The sequence below is a fragment of the Xylophilus sp. genome, assembly GCA_009914555.1.
Taxonomy (GTDB): Bacteria; Pseudomonadota; Gammaproteobacteria; order Burkholderiales; family Burkholderiaceae_C; genus WNDY01.
In genome coordinates, this window is record WNDY01000056.1 from 1 (window position 1) to 26,206 (window position 26,206).

Sequence of the window (26,206 nt, forward strand, 5' to 3'; positions counted from 1 at the left end):
TGCCTGCTACCTGAACTCCAGGCTGAACTCCTGCCCCTTTCTGCCTGCCTTGCTCTTGGTCATCGTCCACCTCCTATTGCGATAGTTAATCGCTTATAGGGGTGTCCGTGAAACGGGGGCAAGATCAAAGCTGTTCGACGCGCGCAGCTACCGGTTCGATTGACCGGCGGCCCGGCGACAAAAAAGCCGCCCGGCTTGGCGGGCGGCTTGGCTGGTTCGGAACAGGCCGGGAGGCGATCAGCGATCGTTCTTGTGACTTTGCTGGCCGGCCTTCACGTGCTGTTCGTGCGTGCCGCCGCGGTTGCTGCTGCCGGACGACTGGCTGGCATTGCCGCGGTTGCTCGACGAGCCCTGGCTGTTCGATGCGTTGTTGTTGGTGTACTGGTTGTGGCCCTGCGGGTTGTGGTTCTTGTTGCCGCTGCTGCTGCTGTTTTGCTGGTTTGCCATTGAGATACTCCTGGATAGAGAGGAACTTCGTTGGAAGAACACAGGCTGCTGGTCCACCGATCCGCAGTCTTCGCACAAGACCGGACTGCCTTGCGTGGAAACCACCCTAGGACGCGCTGCCACGGCGGCGGCGTAGGACAGGAACTACTCGGCTGTCGGAGGTCGGGCCGGTTGCACCCGTTCACGGCGTTCACGCCCCGCAACAGCGGGCCCGTTGTGGCTAAACGAACAGCCCGCCGCCGCTGTGCGGCGGCGCCACGCCCAGGTGGCGGAATGCGGCGAGCGTGGCGATGCGCCCGCGCGGCGTGCGCTGCAGGTAGCCCTGCTGGATCAGGTAGGGCTCGATCACGTCCTCGATCGTGCCGGCCTCCTCGCCGATGGCCGCGGCCACGTTGTCCAGGCCCACCGGGCCGCCGTCGAAGCGGTGGATCACCGCTTCGAGCAGCTTCCTGTCCATCACGTCGAAGCCCTGCGGATCCACGTCGAGCATCGCGAGCGCGCTGTCGGCGAGCGACTCGGTGATGCGACCGTCGCTCTTCACGTCGGCATAGTCGCGCACCCGGCGCAGCAGCCGGTTGGCGATGCGCGGTGTGCCGCGCGAGCGGCGGGCGATCTCGAAGGCGCCGTCGTCGTCGATGGGCGCATTCAGCAGGCCGGCCGAGCGCGCGACGATGCGCGCCAGCTCCTCGGCCGTGTAGAACTCCAGTCGCGCCACGATGCCGAAGCGGTCGCGCAACGGGTTGGTCAGCATGCCGGCGCGCGTGGTCGCGCCCACCAGCGTGAACGGCTGGAGGTCGAGCTTGATGCTGCGCGCGGCCGGGCCGTCGCCGATCATGATGTCGATCTGGTAGTCCTCCAGCGCCGGGTAGAGGATCTCCTCCACCACGGGCGGCAGCCGGTGGATCTCGTCGATGAACAGCACGTCGTTCTTCTCGAGGTTGGTCAGCAGCGCTGCGAGGTCCTTGGGCTTCTCCAGCATCGGGCCGGAGGTCTGGCGCAGGTTCACGCCGAGTTCGGCCGCGATGATGTGCGACAGCGTCGTCTTGCCGAGGCCGGGCGGGCCGAACAGCAGCACATGGTCCAGCGCCTCGCGGCGCTTGCGCGCGGCGCCGATGAAGATCTCCAACTGCTCGCGCGCCTTGGCCTGGCCCACGTATTCGTCGAGCAGCTTGGGCCGCAGGGCGCGCTCGATCGCCTCCTCGTGGGGCGAGGCGGGCGCGGCGGAGACCACGCGCTTCGAAGGCGGGGGGGTGAAGTCGTCGGTCTGGATGGTCATGGTGGAAACGGCTGCGTGCGGCACAGTATCAGGCTGCCATGGCCGCGCCACAATGGTTGAAGTTGGAGCACAGGTGCGGAATTCCGTTCACCTCGTCCTGGTCGAAACGCAGCCCCGAGAACTGCGGAACGGCAATGGCCAGGGCCGTAATGAGCACATTGGAAATCCTTCGGGGGCCGTCTCTGTGCAGCGGCTTCGAGGGCGGATCGACAAGTTTAGTGGGTTGCGACATCGCCTTTCGGCGTCTTCCTCAACGAACTGACCGACGTGGTCTCCGACGCGGCGCTCTACCTGCCGTTCGCGCCGGCCGCGCCGGCCGCGCCGTTCCAGCGTTCTGGGCCGGCTTGGTGATCGTGATTCGCGGGCCGCAGCGAGTTCGCCGGCGCGCTCGGGCGCATGGAGGGAGCGTCGCGCACACCTTCGTGCGGCACCTCGGCGCCGCGCACGGCGTGGCCGAGCAGGACGTCCACGTCGTTGCGCAGAGCGTCGGCGCGGTGCTCGCCGCCACGTAGACGATGCACCGGCGCACCAGGTCGAGCCCGAGCTGTCGCCGTCGAAGACTTCGGAGGGTCTCATCGGCGGCGTGGCCGGCGCCGCGGCGCACGGCGCGGCGCTCTGGTGGGCCACGCCGTTTTCGCCCTGGCTTGCCGCACTTATGGCCTTCGTGATCTGCGTGATGGGCTTCTTCGGCGGGCTGGTGATGTCGGCCATCAAGCGCGATCGCGGCGTGAAGGACTGGGGCAGCATGAACGAAGGCCACGGCGGCATGCTCGACCGGCCGGATTCGGTCGTCTTCGCCGCGCCGGTGTTCTTACACGCGCTGCGGTACGGATGGGTGCCCTGAAAGCTATTTGGCCAGCGCCTTCAGGGCCAGCTTGATGCCTTCGCTCACGCCCACGTCGGGCGGCAGGGCCTTGAGCGCGACGGCCGCCTCCTTGTCGCTGTAACCCAGGGCGACGAGGGCCTGCAGGATGTCGGCATGTGCATCGCTGGCCACGCCGCTGCGCACGCCGATGTCGTCGCCGAGCTTGCCCTTCAATTCCAGCAACAGCCGCTCGGCGGTCTTCTTGCCGATGCCCGGCAGCTTGACCAGCCGGCCGGTTTCCTGCAGCGACACGGCCTGGGCCAGGTCGCCCACGCTCATGCCCGAGAGCACCGCCAGCGCCATCCGGGGCCCAATGCCGCTGATCTTGATGAGGTGCCGGAAAGCGTCGCGTTCGGCCGCGGTGAGAAAGCCGTAGAGCAGCTGCGCGTCCTCGCGCACGACAAAGTGGACCAGCAGCGTCACCGTGTCGCCGAGGTGCGGCAGGTTGTAGAAGGTGCTCATCGGCACGTCCACCTCGTAGCCCACGCCGTGGCAGTCCACCAGCACCTGGGGCGGGTTCTTTTCGGCCAGCAGGCCCTGCAGTCTTCCGATCATGGCGGCGATGCTACCGCCGCAGCGGCTGCGGCGGCCGGCGAGCGGCGACAATCGCGGGTTCCCACCTCCGCCGCCTCCATGCTCGTCCGCCACACCTTCACGCCGCTCAACAACCAGCGCCTGGCCCATCTCTGCGGCCCGATGGATGCGCACCTGCGCACCATCGAGGCGGCGCTCCAAGTCTCCATCGCCCACCGGCACGAGCAGTTCAAGGCCGACGGTCCGAAGGTCCGGGCCACCCAGGCCATCGAGGCGCTGCAGGCACTCTACGAGATGGCCGACCGCCCGATCGCGGCCGAGACGGTGCAGCTCATGCTCGCGGGCGACGTGGCCGGTCAGCCGCGCGAGCACAGCGACGGCGCGGTCGTGCTGGCCACGCGCCGCGCCGACCTGCGCGCCCGCACGCCCACCCAGTCGGTCTACCTCGACAACATCGCCAGCCACGACATCACCTTCGGCATCGGCCCGGCCGGCACCGGCAAGACCTACCTCGCCGTGGCCTGCGCGGTCGACGCGCTGGAGAGGAGCGCCGTGCAGCGCATCGTGCTCACCCGCCCGGCGGTCGAGGCCGGCGAGCGCCTGGGCTTCCTGCCGGGCGACCTGACGCAGAAAGTGGACCCGTACCTGCGCCCGCTCTACGACGCGCTCTACGACCTCATGGGTTTCGACCGCGTGCAGAAGGCGTTCGAGCGCAACGCGCTGGAGATCGCTCCGCTAGCCTTCATGCGCGGGCGCACGCTCAACAACGCCTTCGTCATCCTCGACGAAGCGCAGAACACCACGCCCGAGCAGATGAAGATGTTCCTCACCCGCATCGGCTTCGGCGCACGCGCGGTCGTGACCGGCGACGTGAGCCAGATCGACCTGCCCAAGGGTTCGCCCAGCGGCCTGATCGACGCAGAGCGGGTGTTGAAGCGCGTCAAGGGCATCGCGGTCACGCGCTTCACCAGCGCCGACGTGGTGCGCCATCCGCTCGTGGCGCGCATCGTCGACGCCTACGACGCGGCCGCGGCGCCGCGCCGCGTGGCCGCCAAGTGAGCGAGGCACCGATGGCAACGAGGAAGAAAGCCTCCGCCGCGCCGGACCTGCCGCAACTCACGCTGAGCCTGCAGATCGCCCGCTTCGACAATGCGAGCGCGCACCGCGCGGTGCTCGCGCGCGCCAAGGTCCGGCGCTGGACCGCCGCGGCGCTGGAGCGCCCTGGCGAGATCACCGTGCGCGTGGTCGGCGAGAAGGAAGGCCAGGCGCTCAACGCCCAGTACCGCGGGCGCGACTACGCCACCAACGTGCTGACCTTCGACTATGCGCAGGAGCCGGTCGTCGCGGCCGACCTGGTGCTCTGCGGCCCGGTGGTCGAGCGCGAGGCGATCGAGCAGGGCAAGACGCTCGAAGCCCACTATGCGCACATGCTGATCCACGGCACGCTGCATGCGCAAGGCTGGGACCACGAGACGAGCGAAGAGGACGCTGACGCGATGGAAGCCCGCGAGACGGCGCTGCTTGGCGCGCTGGGCTTCGCCGATCCCTACGGCCCGGCCGATCGGTGACCGGCATGCCGCCGGCCATGGACACTTGGCAGATGCGCATGCTCCTGGCCGTGGCCGTGGTCAACAGCGGCCGCAGGTCGTCGAGCGGCTCGGCGTGGCCCAGCCTGCGCTGACGCAGAGCTTTAACCGGCTGGAGTCCGAATACGGGTGTCGGTGCCGGGGAAGCTCGGCTGCACCAGCACGCCGTGCAAGAGGCCGGCCGTGTCGAGCGGCCCGAGCTAGTCCTCCAGCGTGGCGTCGTAGTCCAGCGCATGGCGGCGCCGAGGCGCCAGTGGAAGCCCGCGCACGAAGACAGGGGCGTAGGCATCCACGGCGATGGAAGGAGGGGCCGCGGCAAGAAGGGCCATGGCGCCCGAAGCCTGGGAACGCGCAAGCCGCTGCGTCAGCCCCTGCGCCGGCGATTTCCATAACACCGGCTTATGGCCTGCAGGCGAGTCAGGGCAGGCCGGCTCCGGCGGGCCACGCACGCACGGCATGGTCCAGACGACACGAAGCGGCCGGGGCGGGCGAGGCCCCGGCCGCATGCGATCCGGCTTCAGCAGCCGGCGCCGGCTGTTACGGCTGGATCGGCGTGATCTTGGCGCCTTGCAGCGACACGCCGGCTTCCAGGCCGACATTGGTCAGCACGAAGGCCACGACCGGCTTGGTCACCGTATTGGTGTCGATCGTGCCGTTGGCGCCCACGTTGGCCACGGCCACGGTGGCATCGGCGCCGGCGGTCCAGCCGTTGCTGCTGCGGAACTTGGCCAGCGCCTCGCTCGTGGTGAATACGTAGATCACCGCCTTGGACTGCGCACCGGCCTGCCAGCCGATCGACGCCGCCGTGGTGCTGTAGTAGCCCTGCGTCCGGTTGCCCACGCGCAGCGCGCCGCGGCCGTGCTCGGCACCGATGCCCAGGCTGGCGCCGACCACGGACGGGAACACCAGCACGCCGGCGGAGCGGCCTACGAGTTCGCGCGAGCCGGGCGCGGTGTTGTAGAGCTTGGAAAGCGCCGCATCGACCTGTGCGTCGATCGACTGGCGCGCATTGGAAGACGACGGCTGGTCTTGCGGACGCGTGGTAGTGCAGGCCGGCAGGGCCAGCGCCGTCAGGACGATGGCGCCGATGGCGCCGGCGGCGCGGAGGCGGGGAAAGGACATCGAGGACGGCATGGCGGAAAACTCCTTGGCAAAGAGGGGACAGAAAGGGCGGCTTCGCAGCCGCCGTCGGTGGGCGGGAGGGCCGCCGCAGCTGCTCCCTTCCGTCTCGGGGATGAACGTTAAGCGAGGCTGCCGCTTGCGCAGGTCAGCCGGCGCCGCTTTGTGCGTAGGCCATGAGCGGGTTCTGCGGTGCGATGACGCCGCATGGCTGGCGTCCTGGCAGTTATCCATGGCGCCGCGCATGAAAGCGGCGCGGCCAGCCTCCCGCGCCCCTTTGGGGGAGAGAGTGGGATGCGGGGGCGAGGGTGTTTCACCCGGCGCCGTCGCGCCCTGCCTTGCAGGCCGCGGTGTTGCCAGAGGCCACACCGCCTTCGACCTGCCCACGCCTGCGTGCCAGGTTTGGAACCGTGGATCTCAACCCCGGACCCCTCCCGCAGGTGTCGGAGAGAGGGCAAGGCAGTCCTTGCTCCCGGGCGGAGGAGGAGCGGTTTTCAGAAAGGCGCAGTCTGGAGAAGGCTGGCGCCACATGGACGACGACACCGTGCCACGGTTGTCTGTCCTCGCATGCGGGCACCACCCAGGGCTTCGCATTCGCGGTGCGCGCGGGAGCGATCAAGGCGGACTTCGATGCAAACCTCGGCGTCTGTCCGGCTGTCGCTGAGGATTCGCCACGCCGCGGGCGCCGACGAGAAATTGGCGGAGGGGGTATGTGCTTGCAGGGCGCTATTCAAGCGCGCTGTGGGCGTGCTACCGGTAGGGTATACAGGCGGATGGCGAGCCGGCTCAGTTGAGCAGGGAACTGTAGATTGCGATGTCGCTGCTGGCGATGCCGCGCAGCCACGGGGCGGTGTCGGTGTCTACGCCATCGGCCGCGGCGGGCGCCGGGCGGGTGCTGCGGCCGGACTGGCGGCTCTTGGCGGCGGCAGCGGCTTCGGCCGCCAGTTCTTCCTCGCGGTCCAGCGGGCGGAACTGCTGCTGGCGCAGGCCGCGCAGCGCGCTGGATTTCTCCATGGCGCGCAATACCGCGTCGGGCTGCACCATCAGCGCAAAGGGGTTGGCGGCGAGAGAAGCGGCAGTCGTCATGATGGGTGATCTCCTGGAAGCCAATGGCGTTGAATGCGATGAGGACAATGTACGGGTGCGCAAGGGTTGTATCCCGTCCGACCTGTGCGCAACAGAACATAGGAAAGCGACCGACACCGAGCGCCCCGGGGCCGCCGCGCGACGCTGCACAATGCGGTCCATGCCCCTTCTGCCGCCTCCGATCGCCACCACCCAGCACACCGATGCCGCAGCCGCGCTGGCGCAGGTGCGCGTCATCTACGACGCCGGCCTGGCCCACCTGCGCAACGCCATGCAGCGCTTTGTCGCTGGCGAGGACCTGTCCGGGCCGGTGCGGGCCTGCTACCCCTACGTACGGGTCCACACCGAAACGGTCGCGCGGGCCGACTCGCCGCTGGCCTACGGCTTCGTCGAAGGACCCGGCCACTTCGAGACCACGCTGACCCGGCCCGACCTGTTCGCCGGCTACTACGCCGAGCAGTTCCGCCTGCTGCGACAGAGCCACGGCGTATCGCTGGAAGTGGGTGTGAGCAGCCAGCCGATCCCGCTGCACTTCTCGTTCGCCGAGCACGACCACATCGAAGGCAGCCTGAGCCCTACGCGCCGGCTGCTGCTGCGCGATCGGTTCGACCTGCCCGACCTGGCCGCGATGGACGACGGCATCGCCAACGGCACCCACCGCGTGCGCGCCGGCCAGCCGCAGCCGCTGGCCCTCTTCACCGCGCCGCGCGTGGACTATTCGCTGCACCGCCTGCGCCACTACACCGGCACCGCGCCCGAGTGGTTCCAGAACTTCGTGCTGTTCACCAACTACCAGTTCTACATCGACGAGTTCGTGCGCCTGGGCCACGCCGAGATGGCGAATCCCGACAGCGAGTACCTCGCCTTCGTCGAGCCCGGCAACGTGGTCACGCGCCGCGCCGGCCTGCCGGCCGAGGCGATCGACGCGCTCGGCGCCGCGCCACCGCGGCTGCCGCAGATGCCGGCCTACCACCTGGTGCGGGCCGACCGCAGCGGCATCACCATGACCAACATCGGCGTCGGCCCGTCGAACGCCAAGACGATCACCGACCACATTGCCGTGCTGCGCCCGCATGCCTGGATGATGCTGGGCCACTGCGCCGGCCTGCGCAACAGCCAGCAGCTCGGCGACTACGTGCTCGCCCACGCCTACGTGCGCGAGGACCACGTGCTGGATGAAGAGCTGCCGCTGTGGGTGCCGATCCCCGCGCTGGCCGAGATCCAGCTCGCGCTGCAGCAGGCCGTGGCCGAGGTGACCCGCATGGACGGCCCGGCGTTGAAGCGCATCATGCGCACCGGCACCGTCGCCAGCACCGACAACCGCAACTGGGAACTGCTGCCCGAGAACGAGCCCCAGCGCCGCTTCAGTCAGAGCCGCGCCGTCGCGCTCGACATGGAGAGCGCGACCATCGCGGCCAACGGCTTCCGCTTCCGCGTGCCCTACGGCACGCTGCTGTGCGTGAGCGACAAGCCGCTGCACGGCGAGATCAAACTGCCCGGCATGGCCAACCACTTCTACCGCGAGCGGGTGGACCAGCACCTGCGCATCGGCATGCGGGCCATCGACATTCTGCGGGCCGGCGGCGTGGACCGGCTGCACAGCCGCAAGCTGCGGAGTTTTGCGGAGGTGGCGTTTCAGTAGGGGGCCGCAAAGCCCTCCTGCTCCTCAAGCTCGGCATCTCGTCCGACCGGGAGCGCTGACGCCCTCCGAAATCGAATTGCTGAGGCGCAGCGAGCAGGGGATCGCCCAACGGTTTCCTGAAAACCATGCGCGCCATCACGCTGGTCGTTGAAGACGGTTCCCTCGGGATTCACCGCAATCAGCGTGGCGCGGCAGAAGGCGGGCGTTTCTGCTGCCTGAGCACCGCCAGGGCGAATTCCATCGCCTGAATGACCACGTCCAGATGCATGTGGTCGCCCAGCCGGATGGATACGGTATTGCGCGACAACACGATACTTTCCATTTCCGGCCCGGTTGCCGTACAGGCCTCCAGCGCCGTTCCCGCCAGCCTGGTCAGCTCGATGAACATGCAGCCGGGAGCGGCCGCTTCGTGGCCCGGCGTGCCGCCGGCCGCGGCAGGCTGTTCGATGACCTTGTAGAAGGTTTCAATTTCGACGGTTGTGACCACGAGGGCCTCCCTGGCGCCGTGCCGGTCCTGGCGTAGCCGGGCATGGCTTGTCATTTGGTGTCCGTGATGGATTGAACTGTTTGTTCAATTCTAATTGAACGAAAAATTGCACCTATGCTACGCCGCCACCTACCTTCCTGTTCATGGATGAGAAAGCGGAATTTGCCCGGCGACTGCGGAATGCCATGACCCGCGCCGGCTATCCGCTGCGGCCGGTGGTGCTGGAGCGTGAGTTCAATACGCGCTATTGGGGGCGCTCGGTCACGCTTCAGGCCGTGCGTCGCTGGCTGCGTGGCGAAGCCATCCCCTCGCAGGACAAACTCCAAGTGCTGGCCGAATGGCTGAAGATCGAGCCCGAAGTCCTGCGCTTCGGCGAGGGCGTGCGCAAGTCGGTGCTGGCGCACCGCCAGCGTTGGGACGAGGGCGTGGGCTATCTGGAGCGCGAGGCGTTCGACGCCTTCCTGCAGCTTCCCGCACCGCAGCGCAAACTGCTGCGCGAGGTCATCCTCACCTTTGCCCGGGACCATGCGGCGCAGCAGGCGGCGGGCGGCACGGAGAGGGACGGCTGAGCGGCAGCATCATTGATGGCAGAAGTATGTAGTGGAAGCGCCTGTACATAAGGCGTTTGGGAGGCATAGGCAGGGTAGTATGCCGTCTGGCCGCTACCCGGCGCTACCATCACATTCCCGCCCCTCATCCATTTCCCACCGCATGCCGTCTACCAGCCGCCTCGTCTATTCCACCGACCACGGCCGCATGTGCCCCGACTGCGGCCGGCCCGACGACGCCTGCTCCTGCCGCGCCGACGCTCGCAGCGCCGTCCCCCAGGGCGACGGTACGGCCCGCATCGCCTACGAGACCCAAGGCCGCAAGGGCAAGGGTGGGACCGTGGTGCGTGGCATACCGCTGGAAGCCGCCGCGCTGGCGCAGCTGGGCAAGGAACTGCGCACCGGCTGCGGCGCGGGCGGCACCACGAAGGACGGCGTCATCGAGATCCAAGGTGACCACCGGGACGCGGTGGCTGCCGTGCTCGCGCAGCGCGGCCTGGCCGTCAAGCGCGTGGGAGGCTGAAGGCGTGAGCCCCGAAGACCTTCAGAAACTGGTGACGCTGGAGATGCCCTTCGGCAAGCACCAGGGCACGCCGATCGCCGACCTGCCCGGCAACTACCTGGCCTGGTTCGCGCGCGAGGGCTTTCCGAAGGGCGAGATCGGCCGGCTGCTGCGGCTGATGCACGAGATCGACCACAACGGGCTGGCCGACCTGCTCACGCCGCTGCGCCAACCGTAGCGGCATGGTTTGTGCCAGCGATTGATGGCACAATTTCAGCCATTTCCTACCGTCCAGGAGGCCGGCGCCATGCAATACTTCGCCATCTGCGATCTGCGCGAGCACACAGGGGAACTGGTGCGCAACGCCGAGGCCGGCCAGTATTCCGTCGTTTCCAAGCACGGGAAGCCGCTGTTCGTGGCGGTGCCGTTCGACGACGCGCTGCTGGAGGCGGGCGTCCATGTGGCGCTGGCCGACCGGTTGGTGAAGACGGGCGAACTCTCGGTGGCCGCGGGTGCCAAGCTGGCAAGACAGCCGTATGCCGCCTATCTGCGGCCCCTGAGCGCTTCGGGCTACAGCGTGCTGGACGAGGATCCCAGCGCGCTGGAGGGCGAACTGGCGACGCTGGCGGCGCTGCGCGCGCCATGACGTACGAGCCACCCGCATCGCCCGGCACCGCCGCGCTGCTGGTGGCGGATGCGGGGCCGCTGATCGTTCTCGGGCTCGTCGGGTTGTTGGCGCCGGCCGCGCACCGGTATGGGCCGCTGGCCGTGCCTGATGCCGCGGTGCGGGAGTGCCTCGCCCAGCCGGGGCTGCCGGGCGAGGGAGCGATCCGGGAAGCGCTGGACGCCGGCCAGTTGCGCGTGGTGGCGACTGCGGTGCTGGAGCAGCTTGCCACCCGGGGGCTCGGCGCGGGCGAGGCAGCGGTGATCGCTTTTGCGCAGGCTCACGGGCTCGTCGCGCTGGTGGATGACCGCAAGGCCCGCCAGACGGCACGGAGGCTGGGCGTGCCGCTGATCGGCTCGGGTGCGGTGCCGGTGCAACTGAAGCGGTCCGGCCATGTCACCAGCGTACAGGCGGTGCTCGACCGATGGCACGCGCATGGCTACTTCGTGGCCGAGCCGGTGCGCCAGGCGCTGCTGGCAGCAGCGGGAGAGTGATCAGGCCGCGCGCGGCCTGACCTTCGACGCCGCCAGCTTCGCGTTGGCCCGTGCCGTATCGGTGTCTTCCGCCCGCGCCAGCGCCACGCCCATGCGGCGCTTGGCGAAGCTCTCGGGCTTGCCGAACAGCCGCAGGTCGGTGCCGGGCACGGCCAGGGCTTCGTCCACGCCGTCGAAGACGATGCCTGCGGCTTCCTCGCCGCCATAGATCACCGCGCTGGCGCCGGGGTTGCGCAGGCCCGCGTCCACCGGTAGGCCCAGGATGGCGCGCGCGTGCAGTTCGAACTCGCTCTGCCACTGCGTGGCCAGCGTGACCAGGCCGGTGTCGTGCGGGCGGGGGCTCACCTCGCTGAACCAGACCTGTTCGCCCTTGACGAACAGCTCCACGCCGAAGAGGCCCAGCCCGAAGGGCTGCCCGTCCAAGCCCACGCCCAGGTCGTCGGTCACGGCCCGGGCGATGGCGCGCGCCTTTTCCAGGGCTGCCGGGTGCATCGGGTGCGGCTGCCAGCTCTCCACATAGTCGCCCGCGACCTGCACGTGGCCGATCGGCTCGCAGAAGTGGGTCTGCACCGTGCCGTCGGCGCCCTGCGCGCGCACGGTGAGCTGGGTGATCTCGTAGTCGAAGTCGATGAAGCCTTCGACGATGACGCGGCCGCGGTTCACGCGGCCGCCGGCCAGGGCATAGTCCCAGGCCTTTTGCACATCGGCCGGGCCGTCGATCTTGCTCTGGCCCTTGCCGGAACTGCTCATCACCGGCTTGACGATGCACGGATAGCCGATGTCGCCGTCGATGGCGGCCTGCAGCTCGTAGAGCGAATCGCAGAAGCGGTACGGGCTGGTCGGCAGGCCCAGCGTCTCGGCCGCGAGGCGGCGGATGCCCTCGCGGTCCATCGTGAGCCGCACGGCGCGCGCGGTGGGGACCACGCGCACGGTGCCGGCGGCTTCGAGCTCCTCCAGCACCGGCGTGGCGATGGCCTCGATCTCGGGCACCACCAGGTGCGGCCGCTCGGCCTCCAGCAATGCGCGCAGCTGCGCCGGATCGCTCATGGCGATGGTGCGCGCATGGTGGGCGACCTGCTGGCCCGGCGCATGGTCGTAGCGGTCCACGGCCGTGGTCTCCACGCCCAGGCGCTGCAGGGCGATCAGGACTTCCTTGCCGAGTTCGCCGGCGCCGAGCAGCAGGACCTTGGTGGCCGAAGGGGAGAGCGGGGTTCCGAGGGTGACGGGCATGGCGGGGGACGGGGCGGTGGAAATGGCCGCACTGTACCGCCGCCCGGAATTTGTCAGAAGTCCGCGTCGGCCAGCGCCAGCGTGGTGGCCGCGCCGTGCAGCACCACGTCGCGCAGCGCGCCGGCATGCACCAGTTCGTGGGCAGCAAAGTGGCGCGCGGTGGCGATCCGGGCCGACAGGAAGCCGCGGTCCGCTTCCCCTTCGGCGATGCGCCGCGCCGCGGCCTCGGCGCCGCGCGCCAGCAGCCATCCGCCCGCGACGGTGCCCGTCAGATGCAGGAAGGGCACGGCGCCGGCGGCCGCCTCGGCCGGGTGGGCCGCGCCGTGGCCGAGCAGCCAGCCGGTGGCGTCGGCCAGGGCGGCGAGCGCGCCTTCGAGCGCCGCGCCGAGCGGGGCCAGTTCGCCGCCGGCCGCGCGCAGCCGCGCCGCGTCGGCGGCGATGCGCTCCTGCAGGGCGCGGACCGCGGCGCCGCCGTCGCGCTGCACCTTGCGGCCCACGAGGTCGTTGGCCTGGATGCCGGTCGTGCCCTCGTAGATGGTGGTGATGCGCGCATCGCGCACGAACTGCGCCGCGCCGGTCTCCTCGATGAAGCCGACGCCGCCGTGCACCTGCACGGCCGTGCCGGCCACGCCCTGCGCGCCCTCGGTGCACCAGCCCTTGACGATGGGGATCAGCAGGTCCACCAGCGCCTGGCTGCGCGCGCGCTGCGCCGCGTCGGTATGGGCGGCGGCGCGGTCGGTCTCGCCGGCGGCGAAGTAGGCCAGTGCGCGCTGGGCCTCGGTGCGCGCCTTCATGTCCAGCAGCATGCGCCGCACGTCGGGGTGGCCGATGATGGCCGGGCTGCCGGTGAGCGTGCGGCCCTGCACCCGCTCCCGCGCATAGGCGCGCGCCTGCTGGTAGGCGCGCTCGCTGATGGCCACGCCTTCGAGGCCGACGTTGAGCCGGGCGTGGTTCATCATCGTGAACATGCAGGCCAGCCCCTGGTGCGGCTCGCCGACGAGCCAGCCGATGGCGCCCTCCCGGTCGCCGAAGCCCATCACGGCCGTAGGGCTCGCGTGGATGCCGAGCTTGTGCTCGACCGAGGCGCAGACCAGATCGTTGCGCGCGCCCAGGCTGCCGTCGGCGTTCGGGAGGAACTTGGGCACGAGGAAGAGCGAGATGCCCCGCACCCCCTCGGGCGCGCCGGGCAGGCGGGCGAGCACGAGGTGGACGATGTTCTCGGCCAGGTCGTGTTCGCCCCAGGTGATGAAGATCTTGGTGCCGGTGATGCGGTAGTGGTCGCCATGCTTCCCGTCGTGCGCGGGCACAGCGCGGGCGCGCAGCGCGGCCAGGTCGCTGCCGGCCTGCGGCTCGGTGAGGTTCATGGTGCCGGTCCAGCGGCCTTCGGCCAGCGGCGGCAGGTAGGTGGCCTTGAGCGCCGCGCTGCCGTGGTGGGCGATGGCCTCCACCGCGCCGAGCGTGAGCATCTGGCACAGCGAGAACGCGAGGTTGGCCGACTTCCACATCTCCGCCACGGCGGTGGACACGAGCACCGGCAGGCCCTGGCCGCCCAGCTCGGGCCGCGCGGGCATGGCATGCCAGCCGTTGGCGCGGAACTGGTCGAACGCCTCGCGGAAGCCCGGCGCGGTGGCGACTTCGCCGCCGTCGCTCCAGCGCACGCCGTGGCGGTCGCCCACGGCGTTGAGCGGCGAGAGCACCCCGCCCGCGAAGCGCGCCGCTTCTTCCAGCACGGCAGCGACGAGGTCGGGCGCGGCGTCCTCGAAGGCGGGCAGGGCGCGCAGTTCGCCGAGGCCGCCGATTTCCTCGATGGTAAAGAGTATGTCTTGCAGCGGCGCGCTGTATTCGGGCATGGGGCGTATCCTGGGGGAGTTCTATTCGATGGCGCTGCTGGATCGGACCTGCTCGCGCAGCAGGAACTTCTGGATCTTGCCGGTCGAGGTGCGCGGCAGCGGGCCGAAGACCACGCGCTTGGGCGCCTTGAAGCGCGCGAGCTGCGCGCGGGCGTGGGCGATCAGCTCCTCCTCGGTGGCCTGCGTGCCGGGCTTGAGCTCGACGAAGGCGCAGGGTACCTCGCCCCATTTCTCGTCCGGCAGGGCCACGACGGCGGCCAGCAGCACGGCCGGGTGGCGGTGCAGCACGTCCTCCACCTCCAGCGAGCTGATGTTCTCGCCGCCGGAGATGATCACATCCTTGCTGCGGTCCTTGATCTTCGCGTAGCCGTCGGGGTGCAGCACGGCCAGGTCGCCGGTGTGGAACCAGCCGCCGGCGAACGCCTCGGCCGTGGCCTCGGGGTTCTTGAGGTAGCCCTTCATCACCACGTTGCCGCGGAAGAAGATCTCGCCGACCGTCTGGCCGTCGGCCGGCACCGGCTGCAGCGTCACCGGGTCGAGCACGCGCACGTCCTGCTGCAGCGGCGTGTTCACGCCCTGGCGGCTGATGAGGCGGGCGCGTTTGTCGATCGGCAGGGCGTCCCAGCCTTCCTGCGGTGCGCAGATGGCCGAGGGGCCGTAGACCTCGGTGAGCCCGTAGCCGTGCAGCAGCGAGATGCCGGCGCTCTCGCAGCCTTCGATCATCGCCGCCGGCGGCGCCGCGCCGCCGATCATCCCGTGGATGCGGTGGCCGATGCCCGCGCGCAGTTCGGCCGGCGCGTTGATCAGCAGGCTGTAGACGATGGGGGCGCCGCACATGTGGGTGACCCGATGCTCGCGCACCAGCGGCCAGATCACGGCCGGGTCCACCCGGCGCAGGCAGACGCTGGTGCCGGCCACCAATGCCAGCGTCCACGGGAAGCACCAGCCGTTGCAGTGGAACATCGGCAGCGTCCACAGGTAGACGGCATGCGGCGGCAGGTGCCAGCCGATCGCGTTGCTCGCCGCGTTGAGATACGCGCCCCGGTGGTGCGTGACCACGCCCTTGGGGTTGCCGGTGGTGCCCGAGGTGTAGTTGAGCGAGATGGCGTTCCACTCGTCGGTGGGCAGGGTCCAGGGGTGCTCGGGGTCGCCGCCGGCGAGGAAGTCCTCGTAGGAGATCTCGCCCAGGCGCTCGCCGTCCGGGGCCTGGTCGTCCTCCACCTCGATCACGAGCGGGCGGCGGCTGCCCAGCAGGGCCAGCGCCTTGGCGACCACGGCTGCGTATTCGCGGTCGGTCAGCAGCACCTTGGCGCCGCCGTGCTGGAGCATGAAGCCCAGGGCCTCGGGGTCGAGCCGGGTGTTGAGGGTGTTGAGCACGGCGCCGGTGGCCGGCACGCCGAAGTGCGCCTCCAGCATGGCCGGCACGTTGGGCAGCATGGCCGCCACGGTGTCGCCGGCGCCGATGCCGCGGCGCTGCAGGGCGCTGGTCAGGCGCCGGCAGCGTTCGAAGGTCTGGCCCCAGGTCTGGCGCCGCACGCCGTAGACGACGGCCGTGCGCTGCGGGTAGACGCGCGCGGCGCGCTCGATGTAGCTCAGCGGCGAGAGCGGGACGTGGTTGGCGGCCTGGCGGTCCAGGCCCAGGTCGTAGGGGTTGATCGTCGGCATCGGTTTTGTCTCCAGAAGGTCTTCCGAGGAAGGGTTGATAGCATGGACCACGATGTTTTCCCGATCTCCGAGCGAATGTGACGAATGTTTGCGTCGGCGCAACCGGAGCGCGGAAGGCGGGAATGATCGGCGCTTCTAGAATCCTTGCGCCCACGCACCTTCGACACGCCCCATGCCCGACGCCCGCGACCTGCTGCACCGCTACGCGACGCTGGGCGCGGGCCTCGACCTGATCGACCAGGGCCTGTCGGTGTTCGATGCGGACCTGCGGCTGGTGGCCTGGAACCGGCCGTTCGAGCGGCTGCTGGGCTTTCCGCCCGGGCTGGTGCGCGTGGGCGCGCCGTTTGCCGACTTCATCGGCCACAACGCGCGGCGCGGCGAGTACGGCCCCGGCGACGCGCAGGCGCTGGTGGACGCACGCGTGGCGCAGGCGCGGCGCTTCGAGGCCCATGCCTTCGAGCGCACCCGGCCCGACGGGCGCATCCTGCGCATCGTGGGCGAGCCGCTGCCCGGCGGCGGCTTCATCACGCTGTATTCCGACGTGACCGTGCCGCGCCGCGACGAGGCCACCATCCGCCGCCATGCGCAGGAGCTGGAGCGGCGCGTGGCCGAGCGCACGGCCGAACTCGCGCGCAGCGAGCAGCAGATGCGGCTCATCACCGACTCCATCCCCGCCCTCGTGGCCTACGTGGACCACCGCCGCGTCTACCGCTATGCCAACCGGGGCTATGCCGAATGGTTCGGGCTCGACCCGGCGCGGCCGGAGCAGATCAGCGCCCGCAACTTCCTCGGGCCGGCGACCTTCGAGGGCATCCGCGGCCACGTCTCGCGCGCCTTCGCGGGCGAGGCCGCCGCGTTCGAGTACGACATCACGCGCATCGACGGCTCGGTGGTGCGCGCGCGCACCTCGCTGATCCCCGACCGCACGGCCGACGGCGGCGTGGCCGGCTGCTTCGAGCTGACCTTCGACATCAGCGCGCAGCAGCGCGCACAGGAACTGATGGCGCGGGCGCAGCGGCTGGAGGCGCTGGGCCAGCTCACCGGCGGGCTGGCGCACGAGTGCAACAACCTGCTGACCGTGGTGATCGGCAACCTCCAGGCGCTGCACGAGCGTCGTGGCGACGCCGCAGCCGAATTCGTCGCGCCGGCGCTGCTGGCCGCGCGGCGCGGCGTGGAACTGACGCGCGGGCTGCTCGGCTTCGCGCGCCGCCAGCCCCTGCAGAGCGCGCCGGTGGAGGCCGGCGCGGCGCTGGACGCGGCGCTGCGGCTGGTGCGCCCTTCGCTGCCGCGCGGGCTGGCGCTGGAGGCGGAGGTGGCCGGCGGCGCGCCGCTGTGGCTGCGCGCCGACCCGCACCAGCTCGAAGCGGCGCTGCTCAACCTGGTCTTCAACGCCCGCGACGCCTGCGGCCAGGCCGGGCGCATCGTGCTGCACGCCGCGGCCGCCGCGCTCGACGCCGAGGCCGCCGCGCCGCTGCAGCTCGCGCCCGGCGGCTATGTGCGCATCGATGTGCGCGACGACGGCGCGGGCATGGACGCGTCCACGCGCGCCCGCGTGTTCGAGCCGTTCTTCACCACCAAGCCGACGGGCGCGGGCACGGGACTGGGGCTGTCGATCGTCTACGGCTTCGCCCGGCAGTCCGGCGGCGCGGCCGACATCGCCAGCCGCCCCGGCGCGGGCACCACCGTCTCGCTGTGGCTGCCGCGCACCGGAGCACCCGCCCCGGTGCCGGCCGCGCCGCGCGGGCTGGCGCTGCTGGTGGACGACGCCGCCGCGGTGCGCCGCGTGGTGCGGCGCGGCCTCGTCGGCCTGGGCTTCGCCGTGGTCGAGGCCGCCAGCGGCGACGAGGCCCGCGCACTGCTGGCGCACCTGCCGGCCGTGGCGCTGCTGCTGACCGACGTGGCCATGCCGGGCGCGACCGACGGCTACGCGCTGGCCCGCCATGCCCTCGGGAATGCCCCCGCGCCGCGCGTGCTGCTGGTGAGCGCCTTCGCCCCGGCCGCGCCGCCGCCCGAAGGCTGCGCGCTGCTGACCAAGCCCTTCACCGCCGCGCAGCTCGCCGCGGCGCTGGAATGAAGTACCTCCCCCCGGGCCGCTGCGCGGCTCCCCCCTTCTCTGCGCATCGCCTCGCGCTGCGGGAAGGGGGGCGACGCCAGCGCGGCGGGGCGGCCCTTGCGCGGCGTCCGCTGGCCTGAGGCCGCGCCGATATCAGTCGCTGCGGGTGGTGCGCAGCGCAAATGGATCATTGAAATGACCGCCCAGGCCCTCGTCTACGTGGTGGAGGACGACGCCGCGGTCGCCCGGCTGGTCGTGGACACGCTGCGCGAATTCGGCTTCGCGGTGGAGCGCTTCGCCGAAGGCGGCGCGGCGCTGCGGCGCCTGCAGGCCGCCCAGCCCGACGTCTGCATCATCGACCTGGGCCTGCCCGACATGGACGGCATCGAGCTGGTGCGCCGGGTGCGGCTGCTCGGCGGCGCAGGCGTGCTCATCCTCTCGGGCCGGGACCATCCGGTGGACCGCGTCATGGGGCTGGAACTCGGCGGCGACGACTACGTGGTCAAGCCCTTCGATGCGCGCGAGCTGGTGGCGCGGGTGCGCAGCATCCTGCGGCGGCGCGGCGAGGCCGGGCCCGCGCGGCGGCGCGCCGCCTTCGCCGGCTGGACGCTCGACTGCGCGGCCAACCTGCTGCGCGCGGCCGACGGCACCGAACACGTCGTCGGCCTGGCCGAGGCGCAGGTGCTGCGCGTGCTGCTGGAGCGCCCGCACCAGATCCTCACGCGCGAGCAGCTGCTGGGCATGCGCGACCTCGCGCCCACCGACCGCAGCATCGACGTGCGCATCTCGCGCCTGCGCCGGCGCATCGAGCCCGACCCCGCGCACCCCCGCATCATCAAGACGGTATATGGTGCCGGCTATCTGTTCGCGGCCGACGTGCAGTGGTCGTGACCCCATTACCCGATTCGGATTCAGCAACGAAGGAACCAACGCACCATGACTGACATCACCACCCTCGGCGTCATCGGCGCCGGCACCATGGGCAACGGCATCGCGCAGGCCGCTGCCGCCGCAGGGCTCGACGTCGTGCTCATCGACGTCGCCGACGCGGCCCTCCAGAAGGGCCTGGCCACCGTGGCCGGCAGCCTCGACCGGCTCATCAAGAAGGACAAGCTCACCGAGGCCGACAAGGCCGCCGCGCTCGCGCGCATCCAGCCCTCCACCGACTACGCGCGGCTCCAGGCCGCGCAGTTCGTGATCGAGGCCGCCACCGAGAACGAGGCGGTCAAGGTCAAGATCCTCCAGCAGGTCGATGCGCTGGCTGCGCCCGAGGTCATCATCGCCACCAACACCTCGTCGATCTCCATCACGCGGCTGGCCGCGGCCACGCAGCGTGCCGACCGCTTCATCGGCGTGCACTTCTTCAACCCGGTGCCGGTGCTGCCACTGGTGGAGATCATCCGCGGCCTGCAGACCAGCGACGCCACCCACGACGCCGCCCGCGCGCTGGCCGAGAAGCTCGGCAAGACGCCGGTCACGGTGAAGAACTCGCCGGGCTTCGTGGTCAACCGCATCCTGGTGCCGATGATCAACGAGGCCTTCTTCGTGCTCGGCGAGGGCCTGGCGACGGCCGAGGACATCGACGCCGGCATGAAGCTCGGCACCAACCAGCCGATCGGCCCGCTGGCCCTGGCCGACCTGGTCGGGCTCGACGTGATCCTCGCGGTGACCGAGGTCTACCTCAAGGAGTTCGGCGACTCCAAGTACCGCCCCGCGCCGCTGCTGCGCGAATACGTGGCCGCCGGCCGCCTGGGCCGCAAGACCAGGCACGGCGTGTATTCGTACTGACGGATACTCCCGGTGCCTGGGCGGCACCCATCATCCGCAGTCGCCGTTTTTTCCACCCACCACGTCGAAGGAGCACCGCCATGGCCCACCTCGAAAAAGTCTTCTACACCGCCCGCACCCATACCGTCGGAGGCCGCGACGGCGCGTCGCGCAGCGACGACGGCCGGCTCGACATCCAGCTCTCGCCCCCCGGGGCCAGCGGCGCCGGCACCAACCCGGAACAGCTGTTCGCCGCCGGCTACTCGGCCTGCTTCCTGGGCGCGCTCAAGGCGGTGAGCGGCAAGACCGGCATCGCCGTGCCGGCCGACGCCGCCATCGACGCCGAGGTGGATCTCGGTCCGATCGACGGCCACGCCGCCTACGGCATCGCCGTGCGCCTGAACGTCAAGCTGCCCGGCCTGGACCAGGCCAGCGCCGAGAAGCTGGTCGAGGCTGCCCACCGGGCCTGCCCGTACTCCAACGCCACGCGCAACAACGTGGACGTGAAGCTCGCCGTCTCGGTCTGACCGCAGCGCCCGCAAGGAGGCGGCAGGCTGGTTCGATAATCGGTCGATGACCGAACGTACCGACGACGCCCCCCATCCCTACGACGCCCTCACGCCCGCCACCGTGCTCGACGCGCTGGCGGGCGTCGGCCTCTTCGGCGATGGCCGGCTCATGGCGCTGTCGTCGTACGAGAACCGGGTGTACCTGGCGCATTTGGAGGAGGGCGAGCCGGTCGTCGCCAAGTTCTACCGGCCCGGCCGCTGGAGCGACGCCCCGATCGCCGAGGAACACGCCTTCGCCGCCGAACTGGCCGCGGCCGAGGTGCCGCTGGCCGCGCCGCTGGTGCTGCACGGCGCCACGCTGCACCACCATGCGGGCTTTTCCTTCAGCGTGAGCCCGCGCCGCGGCGGCCGCGCGCCGGAGCTCGACGACGCCGAGGTGCTCGAATGGATCGGCCGCTGCCTCGCGCGCATCCACACCGTGGGTGCGGCCCGGCCGTTCGCCGACCGCCCGGCGCTCGACCGGCAGCGCTTCGGCACCGAACCGCGCGACTGGCTGCTGTCGCAGGGCGTGATCCCGCTCGACGTGGAGTCGGCCTGGCGCACCGCCTGCGACCGGGCGCTGGAGATCGTCGCGGCCAGCGGACTGGACACGGCCGACATCGCCCGCATCCGCCTGCACGGCGACTGCCACCCGGGCAACATCCTCTGGACGCCCGCCGAGCTGCCCGGCGGCGGCCCGCACTTCGTCGACCTCGACGATGCCCGCACCGGGCCGGCGGTGCAGGACCTGTGGATGCTGCTGAGCGGCGAGCGCGCCCAGCGCACGCGCCAGCTCGGCGCACTCATCGACGGCTACGAGCAGGTGCGCGACTTCGACCGGCGCGAGCTGGCCTTCGTCGAGCCGCTGCGCACGCTGCGCCTCATCCACTACAGCCACTGGCTCGCACGGCGCTGGAGCGACCCGGTCTTTCCACGCGCCTTCCCGTGGTTCGGCAGCAGCGACTACTGGCGCGGGCAGGTGCAGATGCTCGAAGAGCAGGCCGAGGCAATGGAAGAAGCGCCCCTGGTCGCCTGATATACTCCCGCCAGGACTATCCGGGGCCGGGCGTCGGAAAAGCGCTCCAGCCGGATACTATTCACCCTCGCGCTGCGCCGCGGAATGCCGCCGCCAGCGCCCGCAGCACCGCGTCGGCCCGCGCATCGGCCGCGGGCTGCGCATGCAGCACCACCTCGCTCGCCGGCAGCGCCGGCAATCCGAAGGCCGGGCCCACGTCCACCGTGCCGGGCGGCGCGACCCGCTCGGCCAGCGCCGCCACGCCCAGGCCGGCGCTGACGGCCGCGCCCACGGCCATCACGCCGCCGCCGACGAACACCTCGGTCCAGGCGATGCCGGCCGCGTCGAGCGCGCGCACCGCCAGCCCGCGCACGCCGCAGGGCGCGGCCAGCGTGGCCAGCCGCAGCGGCGCGCCGGCCACCGGCGTGTAGCCCGGCGCGGCGAACCAGCCGATGCGCTCGGTCAGCAGCAGCTCGCCGCCGCGGCGGCCTTCCTCGCGGCGGACGACAGCCGCGTCCAGTTCGCGGCGGTCGAACGCTGTAGCCAGGTCGCGCGAGGAGGCGATGCGCACTTCCACCACCAGCCGCGGATCCCACGCGGCCAGGCGCGCGAGCAGCCCGGGCAGCGCCGGCCCGGCCACATGGTCGCTGATGCCCAGCACCAGCCGGCGCGCGGCGGTGCCGGCCACGCCGGCGCTGTCCAGGGCCCGTTCATAGGCCGCGAGCAGGTCGCGCGCGGCCGGCAGGAAGGCTTCGCCCGCCTCCGACAGCCGCACGCGGCGCGGCGTGCGCTCCAGCAGCTGGCGGCCGCCCAGCCGCACCTCCAGCCGCTTGATGCGCAGGCTGATCGCGGCCTGCGAACTGCCGACCGTCTCGGCCGCCCGGGTGAAGCTGCCCAGGTCCGAGGCGAGCACGAAGGCGCGCACCGCGTCGATGTCCAGCGGCCGGTCAGTGTCGGGCAGCGTAGGTTGCATGATGACGAATCGTTATCACAGATATCGGTGGCGATATGTTGAACGAATCATGGGCGCGCCGCAAGCTCGGGGCTCCCTTGTCCCTCCAGGAGCACCACCACCATGCTGTCCAAGCAGTACATCCACCGCCTGCCCGCCGACTACGACACCGCCCGCATCCGCGAGCGCGCCGCCGCGCGCGGCCCGCTGTGGGATGCCACGCCAGGGCTGGCCTTCAAGGCCTTCTCGCTGCGCGAGCGCAGCCGCGGGGCCGCCGGCAATGCCTACGGCCTGTTCTACTTGTGGCTCGACGCCGCCGCCACGGCCGATTTCGCGATGGGCGGCGGCTTCGGCACGGTGATCGAGGGCTTCGGCCGCCCCGCCATCGACCTGTGGCTGCCGCTGGATGCGCGCAAGGGGCCGGCCGCGGCAGCGCGCACCGCTGCGCCGGCGTGGCTGGTGCGCGAGTCCATCGAACTGCCGGACACCGCCGATCGCGCCGCCGCCCGGGCGGCCGAGGTGGAGCGCAACGGCGCGTTGGCTGCGCGGGCGGAGACACTGGCCGTGGTCGGCGCGGTGGACGTGGCGGCCTGGCGCATCGTGCGGCTGCACATCACCACGACCGAACCGGCGGCGGATGCGGCAGGCACCGCATGGGAGGTGCTGCATCTGGCCCGCCCCGGGCTGGACCGGCTGCCCGGGCCGGCCGCATGAAGCCGGATCTGCGCCGGGTCGCTGCCGCATTCGTGGCGACGGCGCTGGTGGTCTCGCTGCTGGCCGCAGTCCTCGCGGTCGGCGGGCGCTGGCTGGCCGGCTGATTCGATTCAATGTCCAGCCAGTGCGCCGCCCGCATGGCGCACTGCGGCCTCGGCCGCATCGATTTCGCGCAGCAGCGTGCGCAGCGTCTCGTCGTTGATGCGGTGACGGCGGCGCAGCCGGCGCAGCTCCTCGCGCTCGGCCTGGAGCACCCGCAGCCACTCGCTGCGCTCCTGCGCCAGCGCGCGCCGGGCGCCATCGCGGGCATCGGCGTCGCGTGCCGCCACCCGCAGCCGCGCGCCATAGCTCTGGCGGATGCGCTCGCGCACGGCCGGGCCGTGGTGCCCGTCGTCGTCGGCGGGTGCGGTCTCCATGGCGTGCAGCGCCGCACGCGTTGCACGCTGTCGCGCCCAGGCCAGTTCGCGCGCGCCCCGGCTGTCCTGCCGCACCGTGGCGATGCGCCGCAGCAGCCACGGCAGGCCGATGCTCGCGAGCACCAGCGTGATGACAACGATCATCGCGGACTGGAACACCAGCAGGTCGCGCGCCGGAAAGGCCCGACCATTGACCAGCGTGAGCGGCACGCCGAGCACCGCCGCCAGCGTGATGCCGCCGCGCGTGCCGCCCAGCGCTCCGGCACCGACCAGTGCCAGCGAGACCGGCTCGCGCGGCGGCACCGCCGGCTGCCGGCGCAGCCGATCCAGCCACGCGGGCCCCCAGGTGCCCACGGCCAGCCAGGCGAAGCGCAGCGCCAGCACCAGCACCGCGATCGACAGCGTGCCGACTGCGAGCGCGGCCACCGGATGGTGCGGTGCCAGCTCGACCGAAGTTTCCTCGGGTGGACGCGGAAGGTGGCGCAGCAGCGGCGGCAGCTGCTGGCCCAGCAGCACGAACACCAGGCCGTTGAAGGCGAAGCTCACCACGTCCCAGGTCGCCTGCGTCTGCACGTGGTTGGGGTTGAAGCGGCTGCTCTTCACGTCGATCAGGCTGGCCGTCATGCCGGCAGCCACGGCGGCCAGCACGCCCGAGCCGCCCCAGTGCTCGGCGATCAGGTAGGGCGCGAACGGCATCAGCAGCAAGAGCAGCACCATGGCCGGCACCGGCCGGTCGTCGCGGGCCCGCAGCAGCCGGTCGTGCAGGTGGCAGAAAACGATGCTGAAGAGCACGCCCACGCCGAGCCCGATGCCTGCCATGTGCAGCAGTTCCAGACCGGCCTGCGGCAGCGAGAACCGCTGCGTGACCGTGGCCGCCACCGCGAACTTGACGGCCACCAGCGCCGAGGCGTCGTTCATCATCGCCTCGCCTTCGAGCAGGTGGCGCAGCCGCGCCGGCATCGGCTGGCCGTGCGAGATGGCCGACACGGCGAGCGCGTCGGTGGGCGACAGCACGGCCGCGAGCACGAAGGCCACCGACAGCGGCATGTCCGGCAGCGTCCAGTGGATGAAATAGCCCACCACCAGCACGGTTGCCAGCACCAGCCCCACGGCCAGCAGCAGAATCGCCCACATGTTGGCGCCGAACTCCCGCTTGGGGCTCTGCCAGCCGTCGGCGAACAGCAGCGGCGGCACGAAGAGCAGCATGAACACCTGCGGGTCCATGCGCAGCGCAAGCCCGGTGTCCTGCCAGGCCAATGCGGCGCCCAGGGTGATCTGCAGCAGCGGCAGGGGCAGGCGCGGCAGCCAGCGCGCCACCAGGCCCGAGCCGGCCACCAGCGCGAGCATGGCGAGGATGGAGGTCGTCGAATCCATCCGGCCGACTCTAGGAAGCGGCGCAGGGGGAATCGCGGAGCTTCGGTAAACCTTGCGCAAAGCAGGGCAGCGAGCCGGCTGCATACTGGCCGTTTGCATAACCACAGGATTGGGCCATGGCTGCCGTGCAACTCAAGATCGACATCGTCTCCGACGTGGTGTGCCCCTGGTGCGCCGTGGGCATCCATTCGCTGGAGCGCGCGCTCGACACGCTGCGCGGCGAGGTCGAGGCCTCGCTGCACCTCGAACCCTACGAGCTCAACCCCGACATCGCGCCCGAAGGCGAGGACGTGGTCGAGCACCTGCATGCCAAGTACGGCAGCACAGCGGCGCAGATCCAGGCCAATGGCGAGGCCATCACCCGGCGCGGCGCGGCCGTGGGCTTCACCTTCCACATGGACCGGCGCGACCGCATCGTCAACACCTTCGACGCGCACCGCCTGCTGTACTGGGCGGCCGAGGAGGGCGCGCCAAGCGCCCAGCTGGCGCTGAAGCATGCGCTGCTGCGCGCCTATTTCACCGACGGTCAGAACCCGTCGGACCACGCCGTGCGGCTGCGCCTGGCGGACGAGGTCGGGCTGGATGGGCAACGCGCGCAGGAGGTGCTGGAGACCGATGCGTTCGACAGCGACGTGCGTACGCGCGAGAACTTCTTCCGCCAGCGCGGCATCAGCGGCGTGCCGGCGGTGATCGTCAACAACCGCCACCTGATCCAGGGCGGCCAGCCGCCGGAGGTGTTCGCGCAGGCGCTGCGGCAGATCGCCGCCGCAAGGGCCGCGACCGCTACGGCTACTTGACCGGGATCGGCATGGCCCGGTCGACCGATACAGCCGTCACGCTGTTCTGAGCAACCGTCTTGTCGGTCAATCGCTATGCATAGTCGAATCCCAAGTAGAGCCGTGTTTGACGAAGGCGTTGGGCATGGTCCGCAGCTTGCGCATGCAGGCGACGAGGGCGACCTTCTTGCGCTTGCCGGCGGCCAGCAGGCGCTCGTAGCTGGCCTTGAGCGCGGGGTTATAACGGACCGCCGTTAAGGTGGCCATGTACAGCGTGCGCCTCACATCGGCACGCCCTCCCCAGATGCAGCGCTGGCCCGCATCAGGCCGGAGTCGCGGTTCGGCGGTGCCACCCCTACAAGCGCGGCGATGCGATCTCCTGGAGCGCCATCTCATCGACGTGAAGTGGAGCGGCAGTTCTGGCAGCAGATTGCCACTGGAATAACGATTGCTCATCGCCTGTGGGTCGCTTCCCCGATGATCCATCCATGCGCATCTCCCACGAAGCCATCTACCAAGCGCTCTATATCCAGGGCCGAGGTGCCCTCAAGCGTGAGCTGGTGAGCTATCTGCGGAGAGGCCGTGCTCTGCGCATG

The 26,206-nt window shown here is 70.8% G+C and carries 28 protein-coding genes and 4 pseudogenes; 17 read left to right on the forward strand and 15 right to left on the reverse strand.

The genetic code is table 11. The features are described 5' to 3' along the window. Positions 1-237: 237 nt before the first annotated feature. The 4 genes from GAK38_RS19135 to GAK38_RS19150 form a co-directional block, all read right to left on the reverse strand. Positions 238-447: a hypothetical protein gene (locus GAK38_RS19135; protein ID WP_325346548.1), complete on the reverse strand. Its 210-nt coding sequence runs from the start codon at positions 445-447 to the stop codon at positions 238-240. A gap of 220 nt (positions 448-667) precedes the next feature. Next, positions 668-1,723 carry a Holliday junction branch migration DNA helicase RuvB gene (gene ruvB / locus GAK38_RS19140; protein ID WP_325346549.1) on the reverse strand — a complete coding sequence of 352 codons (1,056 nt, stop codon included), beginning with the start codon at positions 1,721-1,723 and terminating at the stop codon, positions 668-670. 28 nt (positions 1,724-1,751) lie between these two features. Beyond that, positions 1,752-1,880, reverse strand: a complete 129-nt coding sequence (locus GAK38_RS19145) for a hypothetical protein (RefSeq protein ID WP_325346550.1) — start codon at positions 1,878-1,880, stop codon at positions 1,752-1,754. Positions 1,881-2,010: 130 nt separating this feature from the next. Then, positions 2,011-2,244 carry a hypothetical protein gene (locus GAK38_RS19150; protein ID WP_325346575.1) on the reverse strand — a complete coding sequence of 78 codons (234 nt, stop codon included), beginning with the start codon at positions 2,242-2,244 and terminating at the stop codon, positions 2,011-2,013. Positions 2,245-2,252: 8 nt separating this feature from the next. Here GAK38_RS19150 and GAK38_RS19155 point away from each other — a divergent pair. Further along, a pseudogene (locus tag GAK38_RS19155) lies at positions 2,253-2,567 on the forward strand (phosphatidate cytidylyltransferase); the annotation flags it as partial. A gap of 3 nt (positions 2,568-2,570) precedes the next feature. Here GAK38_RS19155 and ruvA read toward each other — a convergent pair. Continuing rightward, positions 2,571-3,143 (reverse strand): Holliday junction branch migration protein RuvA, encoded by a 573-nt coding sequence (ruvA, locus tag GAK38_RS19160; RefSeq protein ID WP_325346551.1) that lies wholly within the window; start codon positions 3,141-3,143, stop codon positions 2,571-2,573. A 78-nt stretch (positions 3,144-3,221) separates the two neighbouring features. Between ruvA and GAK38_RS19165 the strand changes: the two genes are divergently transcribed. Beyond that, complete coding sequence (locus GAK38_RS19165) at positions 3,222-4,181, forward strand: PhoH family protein (protein WP_325346552.1); 960 nt, start codon at positions 3,222-3,224, stop codon at positions 4,179-4,181. 11 nt (positions 4,182-4,192) lie between these two features. Beyond that, positions 4,193-4,690: an rRNA maturation RNase YbeY gene (gene ybeY / locus GAK38_RS19170; protein ID WP_325346553.1), complete on the forward strand. Its 498-nt coding sequence runs from the start codon at positions 4,193-4,195 to the stop codon at positions 4,688-4,690. A 149-nt stretch (positions 4,691-4,839) separates the two neighbouring features. On the opposite strand, the pseudogene GAK38_RS19175 reads toward ybeY, so the two are convergent. The 3 genes and pseudogenes from GAK38_RS19175 to GAK38_RS19185 form a co-directional block, all read right to left on the reverse strand. Next, positions 4,840-5,037: pseudogene (locus GAK38_RS19175) on the reverse strand (amidohydrolase family protein); the annotation flags it as partial. 208 nt (positions 5,038-5,245) lie between these two features. After that, positions 5,246-5,830 (reverse strand): BPSL1445 family SYLF domain-containing lipoprotein, encoded by a 585-nt coding sequence (locus GAK38_RS19180; RefSeq protein ID WP_325346574.1) that lies wholly within the window; start codon positions 5,828-5,830, stop codon positions 5,246-5,248. Between the two features lie 783 nt (positions 5,831-6,613). Beyond that, positions 6,614-6,913, reverse strand: coding sequence for a hypothetical protein (locus GAK38_RS19185; protein ID WP_325346554.1), 300 nt, complete (start codon positions 6,911-6,913; stop codon positions 6,614-6,616). Positions 6,914-7,073: 160 nt separating this feature from the next. Here GAK38_RS19185 and GAK38_RS19190 point away from each other — a divergent pair, with 160 nt between their 5' ends. Continuing rightward, the gene (locus GAK38_RS19190) at positions 7,074-8,555 is read left to right on the forward strand and encodes an AMP nucleosidase (protein WP_325346555.1); all 1,482 of its coding nucleotides are present in this window, start codon (positions 7,074-7,076) and stop codon (positions 8,553-8,555) included. A 178-nt stretch (positions 8,556-8,733) separates the two neighbouring features. Here the strand turns inward: GAK38_RS19190 and GAK38_RS19195 are convergent, their stop codons facing one another. Next, the gene (locus tag GAK38_RS19195) at positions 8,734-9,042 is read right to left on the reverse strand and encodes a hypothetical protein (protein ID WP_325346556.1); all 309 of its coding nucleotides are present in this window, start codon (positions 9,040-9,042) and stop codon (positions 8,734-8,736) included. A 143-nt stretch (positions 9,043-9,185) separates the two neighbouring features. Here GAK38_RS19195 and GAK38_RS19200 point away from each other — a divergent pair, with 143 nt between their 5' ends. The 5 genes from GAK38_RS19200 to GAK38_RS19220 all read left to right on the forward strand — a co-directional run bounded on the left by GAK38_RS19200 (position 9,186) and on the right by GAK38_RS19220 (position 11,250). Further along, complete coding sequence (locus GAK38_RS19200; protein ID WP_325346557.1) at positions 9,186-9,611, forward strand: XRE family transcriptional regulator; 426 nt, start codon at positions 9,186-9,188, stop codon at positions 9,609-9,611. Positions 9,612-9,753: 142 nt separating this feature from the next. Next, positions 9,754-10,113, forward strand: coding sequence for a translation initiation factor Sui1 (locus GAK38_RS19205; protein ID WP_325346558.1), 360 nt, complete (start codon positions 9,754-9,756; stop codon positions 10,111-10,113). Positions 10,114-10,117: 4 nt separating this feature from the next. Next, positions 10,118-10,330 carry a DUF3820 family protein gene (locus tag GAK38_RS19210; RefSeq protein ID WP_325346559.1) on the forward strand — a complete coding sequence of 71 codons (213 nt, stop codon included), beginning with the start codon at positions 10,118-10,120 and terminating at the stop codon, positions 10,328-10,330. A gap of 69 nt (positions 10,331-10,399) precedes the next feature. Then, entirely contained in the window at positions 10,400-10,738 is a 339-nt protein-coding gene (locus GAK38_RS19215) for a type II toxin-antitoxin system Phd/YefM family antitoxin (protein ID WP_325346560.1), read from the forward strand. Continuing rightward, a complete protein-coding gene (locus GAK38_RS19220; protein WP_325346561.1) occupies positions 10,735-11,250 on the forward strand; it encodes a hypothetical protein in 516 nt (171 codons plus the stop codon). Before GAK38_RS19215 ends, GAK38_RS19220 begins: the two co-directional genes overlap by 4 nt. Here GAK38_RS19220 and purT read toward each other — a convergent pair whose 3' ends face one another. From purT to GAK38_RS19235, 3 genes are read right to left on the reverse strand one after another with little or no spacing between them, the layout of a single operon-like run. After that, positions 11,251-12,480, reverse strand: coding sequence for a formate-dependent phosphoribosylglycinamide formyltransferase (purT, locus tag GAK38_RS19225; RefSeq protein WP_325346562.1), 1,230 nt, complete (start codon positions 12,478-12,480; stop codon positions 11,251-11,253). 53 nt (positions 12,481-12,533) lie between these two features. Beyond that, positions 12,534-14,330, reverse strand: coding sequence for an acyl-CoA dehydrogenase (locus GAK38_RS19230; RefSeq protein WP_325346563.1), 1,797 nt, complete (start codon positions 14,328-14,330; stop codon positions 12,534-12,536). A 21-nt stretch (positions 14,331-14,351) separates the two neighbouring features. Then, positions 14,352-15,995 carry an acyl-CoA synthetase gene (locus GAK38_RS19235; RefSeq protein ID WP_325346564.1) on the reverse strand — a complete coding sequence of 548 codons (1,644 nt, stop codon included), beginning with the start codon at positions 15,993-15,995 and terminating at the stop codon, positions 14,352-14,354. Positions 15,996-16,167: 172 nt separating this feature from the next. On the opposite strand from GAK38_RS19235, the gene GAK38_RS19240 reads away from it, so the two are divergent. The 5 genes from GAK38_RS19240 (at position 16,168) to GAK38_RS19260 (ending at position 21,399) form a co-directional block, all read left to right on the forward strand. After that, entirely contained in the window at positions 16,168-18,069 is a 1,902-nt protein-coding gene (locus GAK38_RS19240; protein WP_325346565.1) for a hybrid sensor histidine kinase/response regulator, read from the forward strand. Positions 18,070-18,243: 174 nt separating this feature from the next. Continuing rightward, positions 18,244-18,939 (forward strand): response regulator transcription factor, encoded by a 696-nt coding sequence (locus GAK38_RS19245; RefSeq protein WP_325346566.1) that lies wholly within the window; start codon positions 18,244-18,246, stop codon positions 18,937-18,939. Between the two features lie 45 nt (positions 18,940-18,984). Further along, positions 18,985-19,836 carry a 3-hydroxybutyryl-CoA dehydrogenase gene (locus tag GAK38_RS19250; protein ID WP_325346567.1) on the forward strand — a complete coding sequence of 284 codons (852 nt, stop codon included), beginning with the start codon at positions 18,985-18,987 and terminating at the stop codon, positions 19,834-19,836. 80 nt (positions 19,837-19,916) lie between these two features. Next, entirely contained in the window at positions 19,917-20,342 is a 426-nt protein-coding gene (locus GAK38_RS19255) for an organic hydroperoxide resistance protein (RefSeq protein WP_325346568.1), read from the forward strand. Between the two features lie 46 nt (positions 20,343-20,388). Beyond that, positions 20,389-21,399, forward strand: a complete 1,011-nt coding sequence (locus GAK38_RS19260) for a serine/threonine protein kinase (RefSeq protein ID WP_325346569.1) — start codon at positions 20,389-20,391, stop codon at positions 21,397-21,399. A gap of 61 nt (positions 21,400-21,460) precedes the next feature. Here GAK38_RS19260 and GAK38_RS19265 read toward each other — a convergent pair whose 3' ends face one another. Further along, on the reverse strand, positions 21,461-22,351 hold the full coding sequence (locus tag GAK38_RS19265) for a LysR substrate-binding domain-containing protein (protein WP_325346570.1): 891 nt from the start codon (positions 22,349-22,351) through the stop codon (positions 21,461-21,463). A 102-nt stretch (positions 22,352-22,453) separates the two neighbouring features. Here GAK38_RS19265 and GAK38_RS19270 point away from each other — a divergent pair, with 102 nt between their 5' ends. Next, positions 22,454-23,044, forward strand: a complete 591-nt coding sequence (locus GAK38_RS19270) for a DUF4865 family protein (protein ID WP_325346571.1) — start codon at positions 22,454-22,456, stop codon at positions 23,042-23,044. A gap of 110 nt (positions 23,045-23,154) precedes the next feature. Here the strand turns inward: GAK38_RS19270 and GAK38_RS19275 are convergent, their stop codons facing one another. Continuing rightward, positions 23,155-24,834 carry a Na+/H+ antiporter gene (locus GAK38_RS19275; protein WP_325346572.1) on the reverse strand — a complete coding sequence of 560 codons (1,680 nt, stop codon included), beginning with the start codon at positions 24,832-24,834 and terminating at the stop codon, positions 23,155-23,157. A 116-nt stretch (positions 24,835-24,950) separates the two neighbouring features. Here GAK38_RS19275 and GAK38_RS19280 point away from each other — a divergent pair, with 116 nt between their 5' ends. After that, positions 24,951-25,631, forward strand: coding sequence for a DsbA family oxidoreductase (locus tag GAK38_RS19280; protein WP_325346573.1), 681 nt, complete (start codon positions 24,951-24,953; stop codon positions 25,629-25,631). Positions 25,632-25,697: 66 nt separating this feature from the next. On the opposite strand, the pseudogene GAK38_RS19285 reads toward GAK38_RS19280, so the two are convergent. Further along, positions 25,698-25,984 (reverse strand): annotated as a pseudogene (locus tag GAK38_RS19285) (transposase); the annotation flags it as partial. Positions 25,985-26,080: 96 nt separating this feature from the next. Between GAK38_RS19285 and GAK38_RS19290 the strand changes: the two are divergent. Next, positions 26,081-26,206 (forward strand): annotated as a pseudogene (locus tag GAK38_RS19290) (IS30 family transposase); the annotation flags it as partial.

Bases quoted from the DNA above. Each gene is read 5' to 3' on its own strand.
- GAK38_RS19185 (WP_325346554.1), bottom strand. From the start codon at position 6,913: ATGACGACTGCCGCTTCTCTCGCCGCCAACCCCTTTGCGCTGATGGTG.
- ruvB (WP_325346549.1), bottom strand. From the start codon at position 1,723: ATGACCATCCAGACCGACGACTTCACCCCCCCGCCTTCGAAGCGCGTG.
- GAK38_RS19270 (WP_325346571.1), top strand. From the start codon at position 22,454: ATGCTGTCCAAGCAGTACATCCACCGCCTGCCCGCCGACTACGACACC.
- GAK38_RS19190 (WP_325346555.1), top strand. From the start codon at position 7,074: ATGCCCCTTCTGCCGCCTCCGATCGCCACCACCCAGCACACCGATGCC.
- GAK38_RS19230 (WP_325346563.1), bottom strand. From the start codon at position 14,330: ATGCCCGAATACAGCGCGCCGCTGCAAGACATACTCTTTACCATCGAG.
- GAK38_RS19215 (WP_325346560.1), top strand. From the start codon at position 10,400: ATGCAATACTTCGCCATCTGCGATCTGCGCGAGCACACAGGGGAACTG.
- GAK38_RS19135 (WP_325346548.1), bottom strand. From the start codon at position 447: ATGGCAAACCAGCAAAACAGCAGCAGCAGCGGCAACAAGAACCACAAC.
- GAK38_RS19235 (WP_325346564.1), bottom strand. From the start codon at position 15,995: ATGCCGACGATCAACCCCTACGACCTGGGCCTGGACCGCCAGGCCGCC.
- GAK38_RS19255 (WP_325346568.1), top strand. From the start codon at position 19,917: ATGGCCCACCTCGAAAAAGTCTTCTACACCGCCCGCACCCATACCGTC.
- GAK38_RS19180 (WP_325346574.1), bottom strand. From the start codon at position 5,830: ATGTCCTTTCCCCGCCTCCGCGCCGCCGGCGCCATCGGCGCCATCGTC.
- GAK38_RS19200 (WP_325346557.1), top strand. From the start codon at position 9,186: ATGGATGAGAAAGCGGAATTTGCCCGGCGACTGCGGAATGCCATGACC.
- GAK38_RS19165 (WP_325346552.1), top strand. From the start codon at position 3,222: ATGCTCGTCCGCCACACCTTCACGCCGCTCAACAACCAGCGCCTGGCC.
- GAK38_RS19260 (WP_325346569.1), top strand. From the start codon at position 20,389: ATGACCGAACGTACCGACGACGCCCCCCATCCCTACGACGCCCTCACG.
- GAK38_RS19275 (WP_325346572.1), bottom strand. From the start codon at position 24,834: ATGGATTCGACGACCTCCATCCTCGCCATGCTCGCGCTGGTGGCCGGC.
- ruvA (WP_325346551.1), bottom strand. From the start codon at position 3,143: ATGATCGGAAGACTGCAGGGCCTGCTGGCCGAAAAGAACCCGCCCCAG.
- GAK38_RS19280 (WP_325346573.1), top strand. From the start codon at position 24,951: ATGGCTGCCGTGCAACTCAAGATCGACATCGTCTCCGACGTGGTGTGC.
- purT (WP_325346562.1), bottom strand. From the start codon at position 12,480: ATGCCCGTCACCCTCGGAACCCCGCTCTCCCCTTCGGCCACCAAGGTC.
- GAK38_RS19205 (WP_325346558.1), top strand. From the start codon at position 9,754: ATGCCGTCTACCAGCCGCCTCGTCTATTCCACCGACCACGGCCGCATG.
- GAK38_RS19220 (WP_325346561.1), top strand. From the start codon at position 10,735: ATGACGTACGAGCCACCCGCATCGCCCGGCACCGCCGCGCTGCTGGTG.
- ybeY (WP_325346553.1), top strand. From the start codon at position 4,193: ATGGCAACGAGGAAGAAAGCCTCCGCCGCGCCGGACCTGCCGCAACTC.
- GAK38_RS19265 (WP_325346570.1), bottom strand. From the start codon at position 22,351: ATGCAACCTACGCTGCCCGACACTGACCGGCCGCTGGACATCGACGCG.
- GAK38_RS19245 (WP_325346566.1), top strand. From the start codon at position 18,244: ATGACCGCCCAGGCCCTCGTCTACGTGGTGGAGGACGACGCCGCGGTC.
- GAK38_RS19240 (WP_325346565.1), top strand. From the start codon at position 16,168: ATGCCCGACGCCCGCGACCTGCTGCACCGCTACGCGACGCTGGGCGCG.
- GAK38_RS19250 (WP_325346567.1), top strand. From the start codon at position 18,985: ATGACTGACATCACCACCCTCGGCGTCATCGGCGCCGGCACCATGGGC.